Genomic DNA, 15,143 nt, shown 5'->3' with positions numbered 1-15,143 from the left:
TAAGCTTATACCGAAGCAAGGGTAAACATGGAGGAAGCTGTTCTGCATTTGCTATATCATTTCCGGTACGCAGAATGTGCGGTGTAAACAATGTTGCTTATGAGAATGCCTGATAATGCCGTTTGGGCCGTCAAGGCATTATCTTGCAAAGGTTAGTTATGATGAGTACAGCCCCATCCCAAACTGCGCTTAACACGCGCTCAGAAAAAACCCCGCCGGGCGAAGATCGGCATTTTGTTACCGCGCTGGCGCGAGGCCTAGAGGTGCTTGCCTGCTTTCGCTCAGGTACCCGTGTACTCAGCAATCAAGAGCTTGCCGAGCGTTGCCGGCTTCCCAAGTCAACCGTATCGCGTCTTACCATGACGCTGGTTCGGCTCGGGTATCTGACTCACGATGAAGAAAGCGGTAAATATAAAATTGGCATGGCCACGCTGTCGCTGGGCGTGGGTATGTTGGCCAAGCTTGATATCCGCCAGGTGGCACGCCCTTATATGCAAGAGTTGGCTGATTTTTCACAGGCTATGGTGTCGCTGGGCGTGCGCGACCGTTTGTCTATGCTTTATATCGAAAACTGCCGCAGCCAGGCGGCGCTCACGCTAAGCCTTGATGTGGGTGCGCGTATACCTATTGTTACCTCGTCCATGGGGCGTGGCTATCTGGCCATTGCCACGGCAGCTGAGCGGCGCGAAATTGCCGAACGGTTGGGAGAACTGGACGCCTGGTCACAAAAAGACATATTAAATGGCATAGAAAAAGCGGTGGTTGAGCACCAAACGCTTGGCATTACGACTTCGTTCGGCGATTGGCAAAAAGATGTCAACGCCATTGCTGTGGGCTTTCAGCTTAGCAAAAACCAGCCAATTATGGTTATTACTTGCGGCGCGCCTTCGTTTACAGTCTCAAAAGAGTTTTTGCTTAACGATGTACGGCCGCGGTTGCTGGAAACCGTTGAAAAGATCAGAACGGCAATGGGCCACTGAGGGCGGGGAGGCCCTTGGCTACTAGTAGCTCTCTGACGGCATCAGCCTGAACCTTAACCCCGCCTTTCAACCACAGCAAACACGCCGTTAGCCCTGAAAATAAGCGTGTCGTTTACATACAGCGGGCACTCTGCAAACGCCAGCGTCTTGCCATTGCGGTGTACAACTGGTCGGGCTTCCACCCAGTCGCCTATGGCGGCGGGCTTGAGAAAGTCAGAGTTCATGCTGACTGTTACCACCCCGAATTTGTAATCGTAGGCCCGGGCCAGAATGTCACCCATGGCATTGTCGGCCAGCGCCATCAGCATGCCGCCATGTGTGATGTCGCGCTGGTTCAGGTGTTTTCCTTCAATACGCAGACCCAGGCCAATGTGTACGCCGTTTTCGACTTTCTCAAAGTAAGGGCCACACAGCGTGTTGAAATTGCTGGGGCGGCTGAGCGGCTGATACCCCTCGGGGATATCAGCCACTTGCATTACAACTTCAGCAGTTTTACTGCTCATTAGCGGTCTCCAGCATGTCGCTGTAGCGTTGCAGATGATACGCGGCATCGCCAAACATCAAGCTTAGCGTGGTAAGCCTCTTGAAGTAGTGCGCTACATCGAGCTCGTCAGTTACGCCAATGCCACCATGCAGCTGGACGGCATCTTGCCCGACCAGACGTGCCTGTTGATCCACGTAAGTTTTGGCGCCCGACGCCTGACGCAAGCGTGCTGTAGGGTCTTGATTCTGCATTTCAATGGCGGCACGCAAGGCCATGGAGTCAGCCTGCTCGGCAGCAATGGCCATGTCTGCAAGACGATGTTGCAGGGCCTGGAAGGTGCTGAGCGGCACACCAAACTGCTGGCGTGTTTTCAGGTACTCAAGCGTTGCGGCAATCAGGGCCCGCATAATGCCTGTGGTCTCGGCCGCCATGGCGCTGTTGGCCAGGGCAATGGCCTGCCTGATGGCGGGTATGGCTTTGCCTTGCTCGCCAATTAGTTGGTCGGCATTAACCTTGACCTGTTGCAGTACAACATCACCGGCACGGGTGCCATCGTGATTGACCCAGCTGTTAATGCTCAGGCCGCTGGCATCTGCAGGCACCAGAAACAGGGATACGCCTTCTTCGCTGTTGCTGTCACCTTCAAGACGGGCAGAAACCAGAAAGTGATCAGCACTGGGTGCACCCAGTACAACAGCCTTGTGGCCGCTTAGCACCCAGCCGTCGCCCTGGGCCACGGCCTGGGTTTCAACCAGCGATTCGTTGTAGCGCGACTGAGGTTCGTAATGCGCAAGCGCGAGCAAGCTTTCACCCGAAGCCAGTGACGGGATCAGCACCTGTTTTTGGGCCTGGGTGGCAAAGCCGCTGATAACCCCGCCGCACAACACAATGGTGCTGAGGTAAGGTTCAAGAATAAGGCCTTTACCCAGAGTTCGCATGACCAGATACGTGTCAACCGCCGTACCGTCGAGGCCGCCAAATTCTTCCGGGAATGGCAGGGCGAGAATGCCAAGTTCTGCGTAGGTGGCCCAGGCGCTGCGGCTAAACCCGTCTTCATTCGCGAGTAGGGCGCGGCGTTTTTCAAAGGTGTAGTCTCTGTTCAAAAAGCGCTGTAGCGTGTCTTCGAGGCCTAGTTGTTCTTCAGTGAGGTTGAAGTTCATAGTCTTTCCTTGTCCGCGATATTTTCGGGTATCTGCGGGTGATCATTGTCTTGTTGTACGTTGCGGCCTGGGCCGGAGAAAGGCTTAAATACCCAGTATGGCCTTGCAGATAATGGTTTTCTGAACCTCACTGGAACCACCATAAATAGTGGTTTTGCGATTATTGAGGTAGCGCGCGGTAGAGCTGTAATACTCTGCCGGCATGGCGTCTGAAACACCGTTGGCGTACTCGCTGCCATCCGCTGCAATGTGTGCAATGCCATAGGGACCCAGCGCTAATGAGGACAGTTCAGACAGCTCTTGCTGAATTTCCGAACCTTTTATTTTCAGAATAGATGCTTCAGGGCCAGGTGCGCGCTGTTGACCGTCAGCGGCAATCAGTTTGAGGTTGGTAATTTCAAGTGCCTGTAACTCAAGCTCGACCATGGCCAGACGCTCGCGAAAAGACGTGTCATCGATAAGACGGTCACTGCGGTTACCAGGCTGCGAGGCAGCGATGCGCTTGAGCCGGTTAAGAATGGCCTTGGATCGGCCTACACGCGCAATATTGGTGCGCTCATGGCCGAGCAGGTATTTGGCGTAAGTCCAGCCTTTGTTTTCTTCGCCAATGCGGTTGGCAACCGGCACGCGTACGTTGTCAAACCACACTTCGTTTACTTCGTGGCCACCATCTAACATGATGATGGGGCGTACGGTAATGCCGGGGGTGTTCATGTCGATCAGCAAAAATGAAATGCCTTCCTGCTTACGTACTTCGCTATTGGTGCGCACCAGGCAGAATATCCAGTTGGCATGTTGAGCGAGTGTGGTCCAGGTTTTCTGGCCATTGACGATGTAGTCGTCGCCTTGCTGTACGGCGCTTGTTTTAAGCGAGGCCAGGTCTGAACCCGCGCCCGGCTCAGAGTAACCCTGGCACCACCAGTCATCGCCCGAAATAATGCCGGGCAGAAAGCGGTCTTTCTGCGCCTGGCTGGCGTACTTCTGAATAACCGGCGCAACCATTTTAAGACCAAAAGGCAGTTGCTCGGGCGCAAAGGCGCGACCGCATTCTTCTTCAAAAATATGTCGCTGGATGGCGTCCCAGCCGGTGCCGCCGTACTCAACAGGCCATGCGGGCGCTCCCCAGCCTTGCTGGTAGAGCGTGCGTTGCCAGCCCTGACGCTCTTCTTTGCTGATGGGCTGATCGTTCATGACTTTGCGCTGCACGTCTTTGCTGAGATGCTGTGCAAGAAATGTGCGTACTTCGTCACGAAAAGCCAGTTGATCGCTGGTGTATTGGATATCCATGATGAGACCTGTTGTTTGTTTTCGAAGGCTGTGCGGTTAGTTCTGCACAGCGAAACGTTCATTGATATTTCGGGCGGATTTGTGGGTACGTACTGCTTTACAGCCACTATACTAGCGATTAGTATAGCTGCAGTAAATCAAAATTTAGTTCTGCAATGCAGAATATCACCTGCATTTCTAGCTCATCTTCTGGAGTATCCATGCCCGGCGCACATTACGAAGTGGTAGGTAAAACTGCCGTCATTACCTTTGATAATCCTCCCGTAAACGGTCTTGGTTTTGACCTGCGGCACGCCATTGTTACCTTGGTTGATCGCGCGCAAGCCGATGACAACGTCGTAGCAATTGTGCTCACAGGCACCACACGTGCATTTTCGGGTGGTGCTGATATACGCGAGTTTGGCACACCCAAGGCGGGGCAAGAGCCCACATTGCGCACGGTGATTAAAGTACTGGAGTCATCGGTCAAGCCAGTTGTTGCGGCCATTGATGGCGTTTGCCTGGGCGGCGGCCTTGAGCTGGCACTGGGCGCACACTACCGTGTAGCCGCCACGTCTGCACGTGTAGGCCTGCCTGAAGTCAAGCTGGGCATTTTGCCGGGCGCCGGCGGCACACAGCGTTTACCGCGGCTGCTAGGCCTTGAAAAAGCCCTGAACATGATTGTGAACGGTACTATTGTGTCGGCTACCAAGCTTGCCGACACACCACTCTTTGACCTGGTGGTTGATACAGATGTGGTTGCCAGTGCAACAGCCTTCGCCGAAAAAATGGCAAAAGAAAACGCCTCGCACAAGCGCGTACGTGACCTTAAGGTTAACCAGCCTGACGCCGAGGCGCTGCTGCAGGTGGCCCGTGCCAACCTGGCCGCAGGCGCAAAGCGCTTTCCTGCGCCGCTCAAGTGTCTTGAGGCAGTTGCGGGCAGTGTTTCGCTGCCGTTTGATCAGGGTATAGAGCAAGAACGTCAGCTTTTCCTGCAGTTAATGAGTTCGCCTGAGTCTGCGGCCCTGCGTCATATTTTTGCGGCCGAGCGCGCTGCGACCAAGATCCCGGGTATTGCTTCAGACATTGCGCTGCGTCCCATCAAGGTCGTAGGTGTAATTGGTGCCGGCACCATGGGTGGTGGCATCACAATGAACTTTCTGAACGCGGGCATACCCGTAACCATGCTTGAAACCAAGCAGGACGCGCTCGACCGTGGTGTGGCCACCATACGCCGCAATTACGAAAACACCATGAAAAAAGGTCGCCTGACACAAGCGCAGGTTGAAGAGCGCATGGGTTTGTTGTCCACCTCACTCGACTATGCGGACCTGGCGCAGGCAGATCTGGTGATCGAGGCCGTATTCGAAAACATGGACGTAAAAGAGCAGGTGTTTATCGCGCTCGACAAGGTAATGAAGCCAGGTGCCATTCTGGCCTCGAACACGTCTACACTTGATGTCGACGCTATTGCCAACTTTACCAAGCGCCCTGGCGACGTCATTGGCCTGCACTTTTTCAGCCCCGCCAACGTGATGCGTTTGCTTGAAATCGTACGTGGCAAAAAGACCGCCGATGATGTGCTGGCCACATGTATCGACCTGGCCAAGAAAATTGCCAAACAGCCTGTGGTCTCGGGTGTGTGCGACGGGTTTATCGGTAACCGCATGCTGCATCGCTATTACACCGTTACCAACGACCTGATTGTTGAGGGCGCTTTGCCCCAGCAGGTTGATAAAGTGCTTGAAGATTTTGGCATGGCCATGGGCCCATTCCGCGTTGGCGACCTGGCCGGCATAGATATTGGCTGGTCAATTCGCAAGCATCGCGCTGCACAAAACCCTGATCAAGATTTCTCCATGGTTGCCGACAAGCTGGCCGAGGTTGGTCGTTTCGGGCAAAAGACCTCTGCAGGCTGGTACCGCTATGAGCCGGGCAACCGCAAGCCGATTCCTGATCCTGTGGTTACACAGATTATTGAAGCCTACCGCGCCGAAAAAGGTGTTACACCACGCAAAATTTCAGATGAAGAAATTTTGATGCGCTGCCTTTGCGCACTGGTTAACGAAGGCGCCAAAATACTGGACGAAGGTATAGCACTGCGTGCCTCTGATATTGATGTGGTGTATTTGAGTGGCTACGGCTTCCCGGCATTTCGCGGCGGCCCCATGCATTATGCAGAGCAAATTGGTCTGTACAACATCGCACGTGCCATCGGGCAATACGCGCAAGAGTCAGACAAAGCGGCCAAGTTTTGGGCTATTTCGCCGCTGCTGGTTAAACGCGTCGAAGCCGGTGGTCGCTGGGCTTGAAGATCTGGACATGGTCGCGAGGTTGTTACGCGCCGCGCGGCGTTCCAGCTGCGCAAGGCTCGTGAGCGTGGCCATGTACTTGAAGGCTTGGCAGTGGCACTAGCCAATTAAGCAAACAGACATTTATTCTTTGAATTGAATCTGGAGACACGTGTGACTGAAGCTGTAATCGTATCCACCGCTCGCACCGGGCTGGGCAAATCGTGGCGCGGGGCATTTAACATGACTTACGGCGCTACGCTGGGCGGCCACGCCGTTGAGCACGCCGTAGCACGCGCAGGCATTGACCCTGCTGAAGTTGAAGACATCATCATGGGCACGGCGCAGCCCGAAGGTACGCTGGGCGGTAATGTGGCACGCGCCATCGCGCTGCGGGCTGGGTTGCCTGTCACAGCGGCCGGCGTGACCATTAACCGTTTTTGCTCCTCGGGGCTGCAGGCTATTGCCATGGCTGCTCAACGCGTTATTGTTGACCAGGTACCCGTGATGGTGGCCGGTGGCGTTGAAAGTATTTCATGTGTGCAAAACAGCATGAACCCGCTCATGCGGCGTGATCCCTGGCTGCTCCAGCACAAGCCAGAGCTCTACTGGAGCATGCTGCAAACTGCTGAAACAGTGGCTGATCGCTACAATATTTCCAAACAGGCTCAGGACGAATACGGGGTGCGCAGTCAGTTGCGTGCCGCCGCTGCGCAAGAAAAGGGCTTGTTCAATGATGAGATTGCACCCATGACGACCACTATGGGTGTATTCGACTCGCGTAGCGGACAGATGTCCACGCGCGAAGTCACTATTTCCAGTGACGAGGGCATACGCCCCGACACGACGATTGAAGGCGTGTCGCGCATACGTTCGGCCTTGCCCGGCGGTGTCATTACTGCTGGCAATGCCAGCCAGTTTTCTGATGGCGCCTCGGCATGCGTGGTTATGAACAGCAAGCTGGCCGAACAGCGCGGGCTGCAGCCTTTGGGTATTTTCCGTGGCTTTGCCGTGGCAGGCTGCGAGCCTGATGAAATGGGCATAGGCCCGGTGTTTGCCGTGCCGCGCCTGCTGGAGCGCGCAGGGCTTAAAGTTGATGATATCGGGTTGTGGGAGCTTAACGAAGCGTTTGCCTGCCAGGTTCTGTACTGCCGCGATCGGCTGGGCATTCCTGACGAGCGTCTCAACGTTAATGGTGGTGCTATTGCTGTAGGCCACCCCTATGGCGTATCAGGTGCCCGTATGACCGGCCATGCGCTGATCGAAGGCAAGCGGCGCGGCGTCAAGTACGTGGTGGTTACCATGTGCATAGGCGGCGGCCAGGGTGCAGCCGGGCTTTTCGAGGTCGCCTAATACACCGGGGCCAGAGCACAGGCTGACTTGATCAGCATGTGCACTGGCCCCGAGTGTTATTGATCAGCACATGTACGGATCCCAAGCGTGATTGATCAGCACATGTACCGACCCAGAACGTTATCGATCAGCACAAATACTGACCGCCCAGCGTTATCGATCGGCGACACTGGTCCCACGCGTTATCACGAAGCGTTGGCATCGCGCAGACGCATCGGTACAGCAATAATGTCGAGGTGTTTGTGTTGCGATGCGCCCACTAGCCGCCTAAGGCCTCGAGTACGTATTAACACCAGCCAGATCACATCTGATTATCAGGCGCGTGTGGTTCGACGAACAGAACGTAACGCGCGTTCAACCAAAAAACCAAGGAGTAGACAATGAATCATAGATATATCAAACGCACACTCACATCACTGTTTTGCGCGGCGGCCATGGCCGCTGGCTTTGGTGCTCACGCCGCGAGCTGGCCCGAAAGAACGGTTGAAATGATTGTGCCCTATACGCCAGGTGGTGCCACTGACACGGTTGCCCGTGCGGTGACGCAGCGTCTGTCTGAACGCCTGGGCCAAACTTTTGTGGTTACCAATAAGCCTGGTGCCAATGCCACCATAGGCACGGCGGCAGCCGCGCGGGCAAAGCCCGATGGCTATACGTTTGTGACGGTTATTGCGGCACACTCGGTTAACCCGCATCTTTACAATTTGCAGTACAAGCTTTCTGATTTTGCGCCGGTAGCACTGGCGGCCGAGCTGCCGCTGTTTTTGTTTGTGGCCAAAAATGTGCCGGCCGACACGCTCGAAGAGTTGGTTGCGTATGGCAAGAAAAACCCCGGTGCCCTGACGTATGGGTCGAGCGGGGCAGGGTCCAGTGCACACCTTACTGGCGTTAACTTTGGCTATCAGGCCGGTTTGGACATGACGCACGTACCCTATAAAGGTAGCGCGCCTATCTTGACGGATTTGCTGGCAGGTCGGGTTTCTATGGTGTTTGACCCGATTCTGGTGCCCATGCAGTACGCCAAAAAAGGCGAGCTTAAAGTGCTTGCCATTTCTTCGAGCGAGCGCTGGGCCGATGAACCTAACGTCCGTACCGTGGCCGAGTCTGGCTTCCCGGGCTTTGCCATGGGTTCGTGGGCGGGTATTCTGGCCCCAGCTGGTACCCCGCAAGACATCATCGACAAGATGGCGGCCGAGATTAAAGAAATTGTCAAAGAGCCTGCGGTCGCTCAGCGTTTCAAGGATGCTGGCTTTGTGCCGGTAGGCGACGGGCCACAAGCCTTCCAGAAACGTATCGAGTCTGACTCTGCCATGTACGCAGAGATCATCAAGAAAGCCAATATTTCGTTAAATTAATTTTTTATCTGGCAGGTTTACACGCAAATGATCAACAAGTTTATAGACAGCCTCGAAGAGGCGGTCGCTGACATCCATGATGGCGCGACCGTTCTGGTGGGCGGTTTCGGCGGGGCGGGCATGCCCACCGAGCTTATTCATACCCTCATTGACCAGGGCGCGCGCGATCTCACCGTCGTCAACAACAATGCCGGCAACCACGAAAACGGTCTGGCGGCACTGATCAAGGCGGGTCGGGTACGCAAGATTATTTGCTCGTTCCCCAAAGCCAGCCATTCGTGGGTGTTCAACGAAATGTACAAAGAAGGGAAGATAGAACTCGAAACCGTGCCGCAAGGTACGATTGCCGAGCGTCTTCACGCTGGCGGTGCCGGGCTGGGGGGCTTTTTTACCCCGACGGCCTATGGCACCGATCTGGCGGCCGGAAAAGAAACCCGCGAGATCGACGGCAAGCATTATGTGTTCGAAAAACCCATACGAGGTGATTTTGCACTGGTTATGGCCGAACGCGCCGACAGGTGGGGCAACCTGGTCTATAACAAGGCACAACGCAATTTTGGGCCGGTTATGTGTATGGCGGCCCGCAAGACGATTGTGCAGGTCAAACACTTTGTTGAGCTGGGCGATCTTGATCCCGAGTGTATTGTTACGCCGGGCATTTTCGTCAATCGCATTGTGCGCGTATCCCACCCCGAACTATCCAGTTAAGCGATATTTATTATGTTAAAGCGGTTAAATAGAAATGAAATGGCTGAGCGTCTCGCGGCCGATATTCCGGCCGGCAGCTATGTAAATATCGGCATCGGCATGCCCGAACTGGTCGCCCGCTATCTGAGTCCGGAGAAAGAAGTCATTCTTCAAAGTGAGAACGGCATTCTGGGCATGGGGCCACCCGCGCCTGAGGGTCAGGAAGACACTGAGCTTATCAATGCCGGCAAGAAACCAGTAACTTTGCTAACAGGCGGCGCGTTTTTTGATCACGTTATCTCGTTCGCCATGATGCGCGGCGGCCATCTTGATATTTGTATTATGGGTGGCATGCAGGTTTCGCGCACGGGCGATCTGGCAAACTGGAATCTAGGCCGTCCGGGCGAGCCGCCTGCTGTCGGCGGCGCCATGGATCTTGCGGTGGGTGCACGGCGTGTGTTCATTCTTATGGAGCACAACGCCAAAGACGGTTCACCCAAAGTTCTCGAATCGTGCTCGCTGCCGGTTACGGGCGTAGGCGTGGTCAGCCGTATTTACACGGATCTGGCCGTGCTCGAAGTTGCGCCAGAAGGGCTGAAGGTTTTGCAGATCAATGATGGCGTCAGTTTTGACGATTTGCAGGCGCAGACAGGTGCACAACTGATTCGTCCTTAAGCAGGTTAGCGGCGGGTTATCACTAGTTTCTGGCTTGTTTTAACCCTCATTGCGCTTCACCTCATTCTCGGTGATCAACTTATTGGAAGACTTGCACCTGCAACAGGGCGCTAGCGCACACGCAAAAAGGGCTTGCACATTTGGCAAGCCCTTTTTGTTACCCATATATCATGCCGATATGTCCTGACCGTACGCCCTGCAGGCACTCATGTGTTGCTCGTTTGACCTACCGGTATGTCCTGAAGGCATTCCTGTGTAGCTCGTTTGTCCTATCGCTATGTCCTGCAGGCATTGCGGCGAGGCTATCGGCCTGGACTGGAAGTGGCTGGCGCTACGAACCGCCTACCGCTCAAAGAACCGCTTGAAGGCGGTTTGGGCTTCGTCAGACTTTAAACGCTCCTGGAAGCGATCGCGTTCTATATCGAAAGCCTGCATCAAAGCAAGACGGCCCGGCTCTCTGAGCATGTTTTTGGAAAGGCGCAATGCCGCGACAGGTTGCTTGCCCAGTAGTGCGGCGGCCTGTTGAGCATCAGTTAGGGCCTGGCCGTTTTCAGAGATGGCGGTGAGCAGCCCGGCATCCAGCGCCTCGGCGGCGTCGAAGCGCTTGGCCTGCAGCAGCCATTGCGCCGCTTTGCGTGGGCCTACAAGACGCTCAAGCAGTATGCTGGAGCCACCTTCGGGGCAAAGCCCCAGCGTGACAAAGGGCAGACTGAAGACAGCAGTACTGTCTGCATAGACAAAGTCGCAATGCTGCAGCATGGTTACGCCTACCCCAATGGCGTAGCCTTGCACAGCAGCGATGACGGGAACGTCAACCGATGCCAACGTACGTAAAAAGGTGAGGGCAGGGCTATCGCCTGGCACGCGCTGACGCTGAAAGTCGGCAAGGTCATTGCCTGCGGTGAAATGGTCGCCCGCGCCGGTAATAATGACGCTATAACATTCAGGGTTGTTATGCGCCGCCTGCAGGCCTTCGCTAAGCTGCAGGTACATATCGGTGCTGAGCGCATTGCGCTGTTTGGGACGGTTAATGGTAAGCACCATGGCGCCGTTTTCATACTTGGTATCTATCATTACATCATCACTTTTTTAGATAAATTTGTCATTGAGCGAGTGTACGGTTGCAACATACTCACGCTTAAGCTGATCGACGATGTCGGCGACAGACAACACGCGTTCAATATTGCCCACACCCTGACCGACGCCCCAGATGTCCTTCCAGGGCTTGCTTCGAGTAGAACCAAAATTGGCCGAGCTTGGGTCGACAGCAGGCAGGTTGTCGGGGTCAAGCCCTGCGGCCGCAATGCTGGCCTTAAGGTAGTTGCCTGGGATACCTGTAAAGTAGGGGGTGTAGAGTACATCTTTGGCGCTGGCATCGACGATGGCCTGTTTGTAGGCCTCTTTGGCATTGGACTCATCGCTGGCAATAAACCGCGTACCAATGTAGGCAAAGTCAGCGCCCATGGCGCGTGCCGCTGCAATATCTTGCCCCCGGCTAATGGCACCCGACAAAATAATGGGGCCATCAAACATTTTGCGTATTTCGCCAACCAGGGCGAAGGGGCTAAGCGTGCCTGCATGGCCGCCTGCGCCAGCGCAAACAAGAATCAGGCCATCTACACCTGCCTCAAGGGCTTTTTCAGCGTGGCGCAGCGTGGTGATGTCATGGAACACCTTGCCACCCCAGCCATGCACGGCATCGACCACGCTATGTGGTGCACTCAGGCTGGTAATGATGATGGGGACTTTGTGTTCGGCACAAACTGCAAGATCCGCGTCGACGCGGTCGTTTGAGCGATGAATGATCAGGTTAATGGCATAAGGCGCGATGCGTCGGTCAGGTTCACGCTGACGCAGTTCGGTCAGTGCGGTCTCGATTTGCGTGAGCCAGGGTGACAACTGCTCTTGTGGCCGGGCATTGAGCGCAGGCATGGAGCCCACAATGCCGCTGGCGCATTGCGCAATGACGAGCTCAGGGCCTGAAACAATAAACATGGGCGCGCTGATGACGGGCAAGGTGAGCTGACTATACAGCTCGGCGACGGTGGGGTGCATGGCAGATGTTTCCTCCACATGGTTCAAGAGGCCTATTCTAGCTTTTGTTGCAGAGTCACTGAAAAGATAGACCGATCAATGAGTCATCTAAACTGCGAGAATGTCTGGAATTTTGTGTTCAGGCTTATGATTGCTACACGTAAGCATCTTGAATGGGGTATTCGAAGAATGGTGCCCTCGACGCGTTCGTGCGGGCGGCAATGTGTTGTTTGGTGGATTTTCCCGTGCAAACGGGTAAGACAGTTGATCGGCTGAGTGCCACAGTGCGTAGCCATGTATTACACGTGATCTGGGCCGGCCGTGGTCGACTCGCCAGTGGGAGGCCGCAAAAAATAAAGCTGCTGCCAGTCATCGATATTGTCTCGTATTATTTTTTCAAATAAAACGTCAAGCTGTCGGGCAACATCGGCCTGCTCGGTATCGTCTTTGGCAGGTGCTGCAATGTCTGGCAGCACGCGCAACTCGAAGTGGGTGCCGCTGGTGCGCTTGAGGTAAACGGGCACAATGGCCGCACCCGTGGTTGCTGCCAGTCGTATCGCCAGGCTGAGGTTGCTGCCGTAAGGCATTTCTCGCCCAAATGTCGGAAAATAAACCTGGCGACTACGTGCCTCGTCAATATGGATAAGCACCAGGCCACCGGGTTTGCGCAGGTGTTCCATAAGATGGCGTGCCGTGCTAATGCCGGGCCCAAGCACTTTACCCTCATGTTGCTGGTACAGCGTCTCGCTAAGGCGTTGGCTGAACCGATTGGGCAGCATGCGGCTTACTGTCGTGACATGAAGGCCAGTGGCTTTGCGCAAGGCTATGCCCATAAGATAGCCAAGGTTGCTGGTATGGATGGTGACGTAAATGCGCGGGGTAGCGGCATCCCTGATTTCCGAGCGCCGCGGCTCTACGGGTTCGACTACATGGTCAGCCGCGCTAATGCGGTCTGAAATCAAGGTTTCGACCAGCGCTCGCCCGGCGTTCTGTCGCAGTCTGTTTAGCGTGGCGGCCACTTCAGACTGGGACAACTCAGGCGAAATAAAAGCCAGTGCGCGGCGCGCCTGTTCATGAGTGCGTTTGCGAGCACTGCCGATAAACCGGCCGTGATACCCGCCCAGCCGCGAACCCCACTCTAGCGGCAGCATGCGCAGCAGCCGGAAAACACTGCGCTCGGCCAAGCCCTCCAGAGGGTCGAGCAGCCAATAGCGCTTCCATGCCTTACGGCTGGACGCACTGCGCCAGTTAGGGATGAGGCTGGGCGCTTTGGTGCGCGCCGAAGCGCGCACTTGGGGTACGTTGCGTTTGCGCTGGCCGGTCATGCGTCAGCAGGCTTAGTCTTCACGGCGCAGATGCGGGAAGAGAATGACGTCACGGATGCTGGGGCTATTAGTCAGCAACATGACCAAACGATCAATGCCTATGCCGCAGCCGCCTGCAGGAGGCATGCCGTATTCGAGCGCACGGATATAGTCGGCGTCGTAATACATGGCTTCTTCGTCACCGGCGTCTTTGGCTTCTACCTGCGAAAGAAAACGGGCCGACTGGTCTTCGGGGTCGTTAAGCTCAGAGAAGCCGTTGGCGATTTCGCGCCCGGTAATAAACAGCTCGAACCGCTCGGTGATTTCGGGGCGGGCGTCAGAGGCCCGTGCAAGTGGCGACACTTCAACCGGGTAGTCAATGATAAAGGTGGGGTTCCACAACTGGCTTTCGGCGGTTTCTTCAAACAGTGCCAATTGCAGGGCACCCATGCCAGCGCGTGCCAGTACAGGCCCATTGACGTCAGCACCCAGGCGTTTGAGCTCGGCGCGAACAAAGGCTTCGTCGCTAAGCTGGGCTTCGGTGTAATGGGGCGCGTACTTGATTATGGCTGCGACGATGGTTAGTCGGTCAAAGGGCTGGCTAAGGTCGACGGGCTTGCCCTGGTAATCAAGCACGGCACTGCCGGTGGCAATAATGGCTGCGTCACGCAAAAGCTGCTCGGTAAAGTCCATGAGCCACTGGTAATCAACGTAAGCGGCGTAAAACTCCATCATGGTGAATTCGGGGTTATGCCTGGGGCTGACACCTTCGTTGCGGAAGTTGCGGTTGATTTCAAACACGCGGTCAAAACCACCCACAATAAGCCGCTTGAGATAAAGCTCAGGGGCGATACGCAGGTACATTTGCATGTCGAGCGCATTGTGATGCGTTACAAAGGGCTTGGCCGTGGCGCCACCCGGAATGGGGTGCAGCATGGGTGTTTCGACCTCAAGAAAGCCTGCCTCAACCATGAAGTTGCGAATACCTGCCACGGCTTTGCTGCGCGTAAGAAAGGTGTTGCGGGTTTCTTCGGTCATGACCAGGTCTACATAGCGCTGGCGATAGCGCAGTTCTTGGTCAGCGACGCCATGAAACTTGTCAGGCAAAGGCCGCAATGACTTGGACAGCAGACGTATGGTGTCCGCGTTAACCGAAAGTTCGCCTTTGTTGGTTTTAAATACCAAACCTTCAACAGCGATGATGTCGCCCATGTCCCAGGTTTTGAAGCGGGAATACAGGTCGTCACCCAGCTTGTTGCGGTCAAGAAAAACCTGAATGCGGCCTGAGCCGTCTTGCACGGTGGCAAAGCTGGCCTTGCCCATGACGCGTTTAAGCATCATGCGTCCGGCAACTTTTACCTGTTTGCCAACAGCTGCCAGTGCCTCTTTGTCGAGTTCATCGTAGGCGGCGTGCAGGTCTGCCGAACGTGTGTCAGGACGAAAGTCGTTGGGGAAGGCGGGGCCTTCGCTGCGCAGATTGGCCAGCTTTGAGCGGCGTTCGGCGATCAGGTGATTTTCATCGACGGGTAGGGGTGACGTGGTGTCGTTCATGTT

13 protein-coding genes are annotated in these 15,143 nt (G+C 55.3%); 6 read left to right on the top strand and 7 right to left on the bottom strand.

Annotated elements, in window-relative coordinates:
• Positions 1 to 161: 161 nt before the first annotated feature.
• Positions 162 to 980, top strand: coding sequence for an IclR family transcriptional regulator (locus FQ179_RS05180; RefSeq protein ID WP_149396918.1), 819 nt, complete (start codon positions 162 to 164; stop codon positions 978 to 980).
• A gap of 53 nt (positions 981 to 1,033) precedes the next feature.
• On the opposite strand, the gene FQ179_RS05175 is transcribed toward FQ179_RS05180, so the two are convergent.
• The 3 genes from FQ179_RS05175 to FQ179_RS05165 all read right to left on the bottom strand — a co-directional run bounded on the left by FQ179_RS05175 (position 1,034) and on the right by FQ179_RS05165 (position 3,911).
• Positions 1,034 to 1,483 (bottom strand): PaaI family thioesterase, encoded by a 450-nt coding sequence (locus tag FQ179_RS05175; protein ID WP_188074499.1) that lies wholly within the window; start codon positions 1,481 to 1,483, stop codon positions 1,034 to 1,036.
• Entirely contained in the window at positions 1,473 to 2,624 is a 1,152-nt protein-coding gene (locus FQ179_RS05170; protein WP_149396170.1) for an acyl-CoA dehydrogenase family protein, read from the bottom strand. The genes FQ179_RS05175 and FQ179_RS05170 overlap by 11 nt, the downstream gene beginning before the upstream one ends.
• Positions 2,625 to 2,708: 84 nt before the next feature.
• Positions 2,709 to 3,911, bottom strand: a complete 1,203-nt coding sequence (locus FQ179_RS05165; protein ID WP_149396169.1) for an acyl-CoA dehydrogenase family protein — start codon at positions 3,909 to 3,911, stop codon at positions 2,709 to 2,711.
• A gap of 200 nt (positions 3,912 to 4,111) precedes the next feature.
• On the opposite strand from FQ179_RS05165, the gene FQ179_RS05160 reads away from it, so the two are divergent.
• From FQ179_RS05160 to FQ179_RS05140, 5 genes are all read left to right on the top strand, one after another.
• Positions 4,112 to 6,202 (top strand): 3-hydroxyacyl-CoA dehydrogenase NAD-binding domain-containing protein, encoded by a 2,091-nt coding sequence (locus FQ179_RS05160; RefSeq protein ID WP_149396168.1) that lies wholly within the window; start codon positions 4,112 to 4,114, stop codon positions 6,200 to 6,202.
• A gap of 153 nt (positions 6,203 to 6,355) precedes the next feature.
• Positions 6,356 to 7,534, top strand: coding sequence for an acetyl-CoA C-acyltransferase (locus FQ179_RS05155; protein ID WP_149396167.1), 1,179 nt, complete (start codon positions 6,356 to 6,358; stop codon positions 7,532 to 7,534).
• Positions 7,535 to 7,914: 380 nt separating this feature from the next.
• Positions 7,915 to 8,889, top strand: a complete 975-nt coding sequence (locus tag FQ179_RS05150) for a tripartite tricarboxylate transporter substrate binding protein (RefSeq protein WP_149396166.1) — start codon at positions 7,915 to 7,917, stop codon at positions 8,887 to 8,889.
• 27 nt (positions 8,890 to 8,916) lie between these two features.
• On the top strand, positions 8,917 to 9,597 hold the full coding sequence (locus tag FQ179_RS05145; RefSeq protein WP_149396165.1) for a 3-oxoacid CoA-transferase subunit A: 681 nt from the start codon (positions 8,917 to 8,919) through the stop codon (positions 9,595 to 9,597).
• Positions 9,598 to 9,609: 12 nt separating this feature from the next.
• Positions 9,610 to 10,251 carry a 3-oxoacid CoA-transferase subunit B gene (locus FQ179_RS05140; RefSeq protein WP_149396164.1) on the top strand — a complete coding sequence of 214 codons (642 nt, stop codon included), beginning with the start codon at positions 9,610 to 9,612 and terminating at the stop codon, positions 10,249 to 10,251.
• Between the two features lie 342 nt (positions 10,252 to 10,593).
• On the opposite strand, the gene FQ179_RS05135 is transcribed toward FQ179_RS05140, so the two are convergent.
• From FQ179_RS05135 to lysS, 4 genes are all read right to left on the bottom strand, one after another.
• Complete coding sequence (locus FQ179_RS05135) at positions 10,594 to 11,325, bottom strand: enoyl-CoA hydratase-related protein (protein WP_149396163.1); 732 nt, start codon at positions 11,323 to 11,325, stop codon at positions 10,594 to 10,596.
• A 15-nt stretch (positions 11,326 to 11,340) separates the two neighbouring features.
• Positions 11,341 to 12,306: a nitronate monooxygenase family protein gene (locus FQ179_RS05130; protein ID WP_149396162.1), complete on the bottom strand. Its 966-nt coding sequence runs from the start codon at positions 12,304 to 12,306 to the stop codon at positions 11,341 to 11,343.
• Between the two features lie 278 nt (positions 12,307 to 12,584).
• Positions 12,585 to 13,610, bottom strand: coding sequence for a lysophospholipid acyltransferase family protein (locus tag FQ179_RS05125; protein WP_149396161.1), 1,026 nt, complete (start codon positions 13,608 to 13,610; stop codon positions 12,585 to 12,587).
• A gap of 12 nt (positions 13,611 to 13,622) precedes the next feature.
• A complete protein-coding gene (gene lysS / locus FQ179_RS05120) occupies positions 13,623 to 15,140 on the bottom strand; it encodes a lysine--tRNA ligase (protein WP_149396160.1) in 1,518 nt (505 codons plus the stop codon).
• Between the last annotated feature and the right edge of the window lie 3 nt (positions 15,141 to 15,143).

The organism is Pusillimonas sp. ANT_WB101 (assembly GCF_008369125.1).
GTDB lineage: Bacteria > Pseudomonadota > Gammaproteobacteria > Burkholderiales > Burkholderiaceae_B > Allopusillimonas.
Note: the sequence above shows the minus strand (reverse complement) of the source record. Positions and strands in the feature narration are given on the sequence as shown.

Coding starts and splice junctions, on each gene's coding strand:
- FQ179_RS05160 (WP_149396168.1), top strand. CDS start 4,112: ATGCCCGGCGCACATTACGAAGTGGTAGGTAAAACTGCCGTCATTACC.
- FQ179_RS05135 (WP_149396163.1), bottom strand. CDS start 11,325: ATGATAGATACCAAGTATGAAAACGGCGCCATGGTGCTTACCATTAAC.
- FQ179_RS05140 (WP_149396164.1), top strand. CDS start 9,610: ATGTTAAAGCGGTTAAATAGAAATGAAATGGCTGAGCGTCTCGCGGCC.
- FQ179_RS05180 (WP_149396918.1), top strand. CDS start 162: ATGAGTACAGCCCCATCCCAAACTGCGCTTAACACGCGCTCAGAAAAA.
- FQ179_RS05175 (WP_188074499.1), bottom strand. CDS start 1,483: ATGAGCAGTAAAACTGCTGAAGTTGTAATGCAAGTGGCTGATATCCCC.
- FQ179_RS05150 (WP_149396166.1), top strand. CDS start 7,915: ATGAATCATAGATATATCAAACGCACACTCACATCACTGTTTTGCGCG.
- FQ179_RS05170 (WP_149396170.1), bottom strand. CDS start 2,624: ATGAACTTCAACCTCACTGAAGAACAACTAGGCCTCGAAGACACGCTA.
- FQ179_RS05145 (WP_149396165.1), top strand. CDS start 8,917: ATGATCAACAAGTTTATAGACAGCCTCGAAGAGGCGGTCGCTGACATC.
- FQ179_RS05130 (WP_149396162.1), bottom strand. CDS start 12,306: ATGCACCCCACCGTCGCCGAGCTGTATAGTCAGCTCACCTTGCCCGTC.
- lysS (WP_149396160.1), bottom strand. CDS start 15,140: ATGAACGACACCACGTCACCCCTACCCGTCGATGAAAATCACCTGATC.
- FQ179_RS05125 (WP_149396161.1), bottom strand. CDS start 13,610: ATGACCGGCCAGCGCAAACGCAACGTACCCCAAGTGCGCGCTTCGGCG.
- FQ179_RS05165 (WP_149396169.1), bottom strand. CDS start 3,911: ATGGATATCCAATACACCAGCGATCAACTGGCTTTTCGTGACGAAGTA.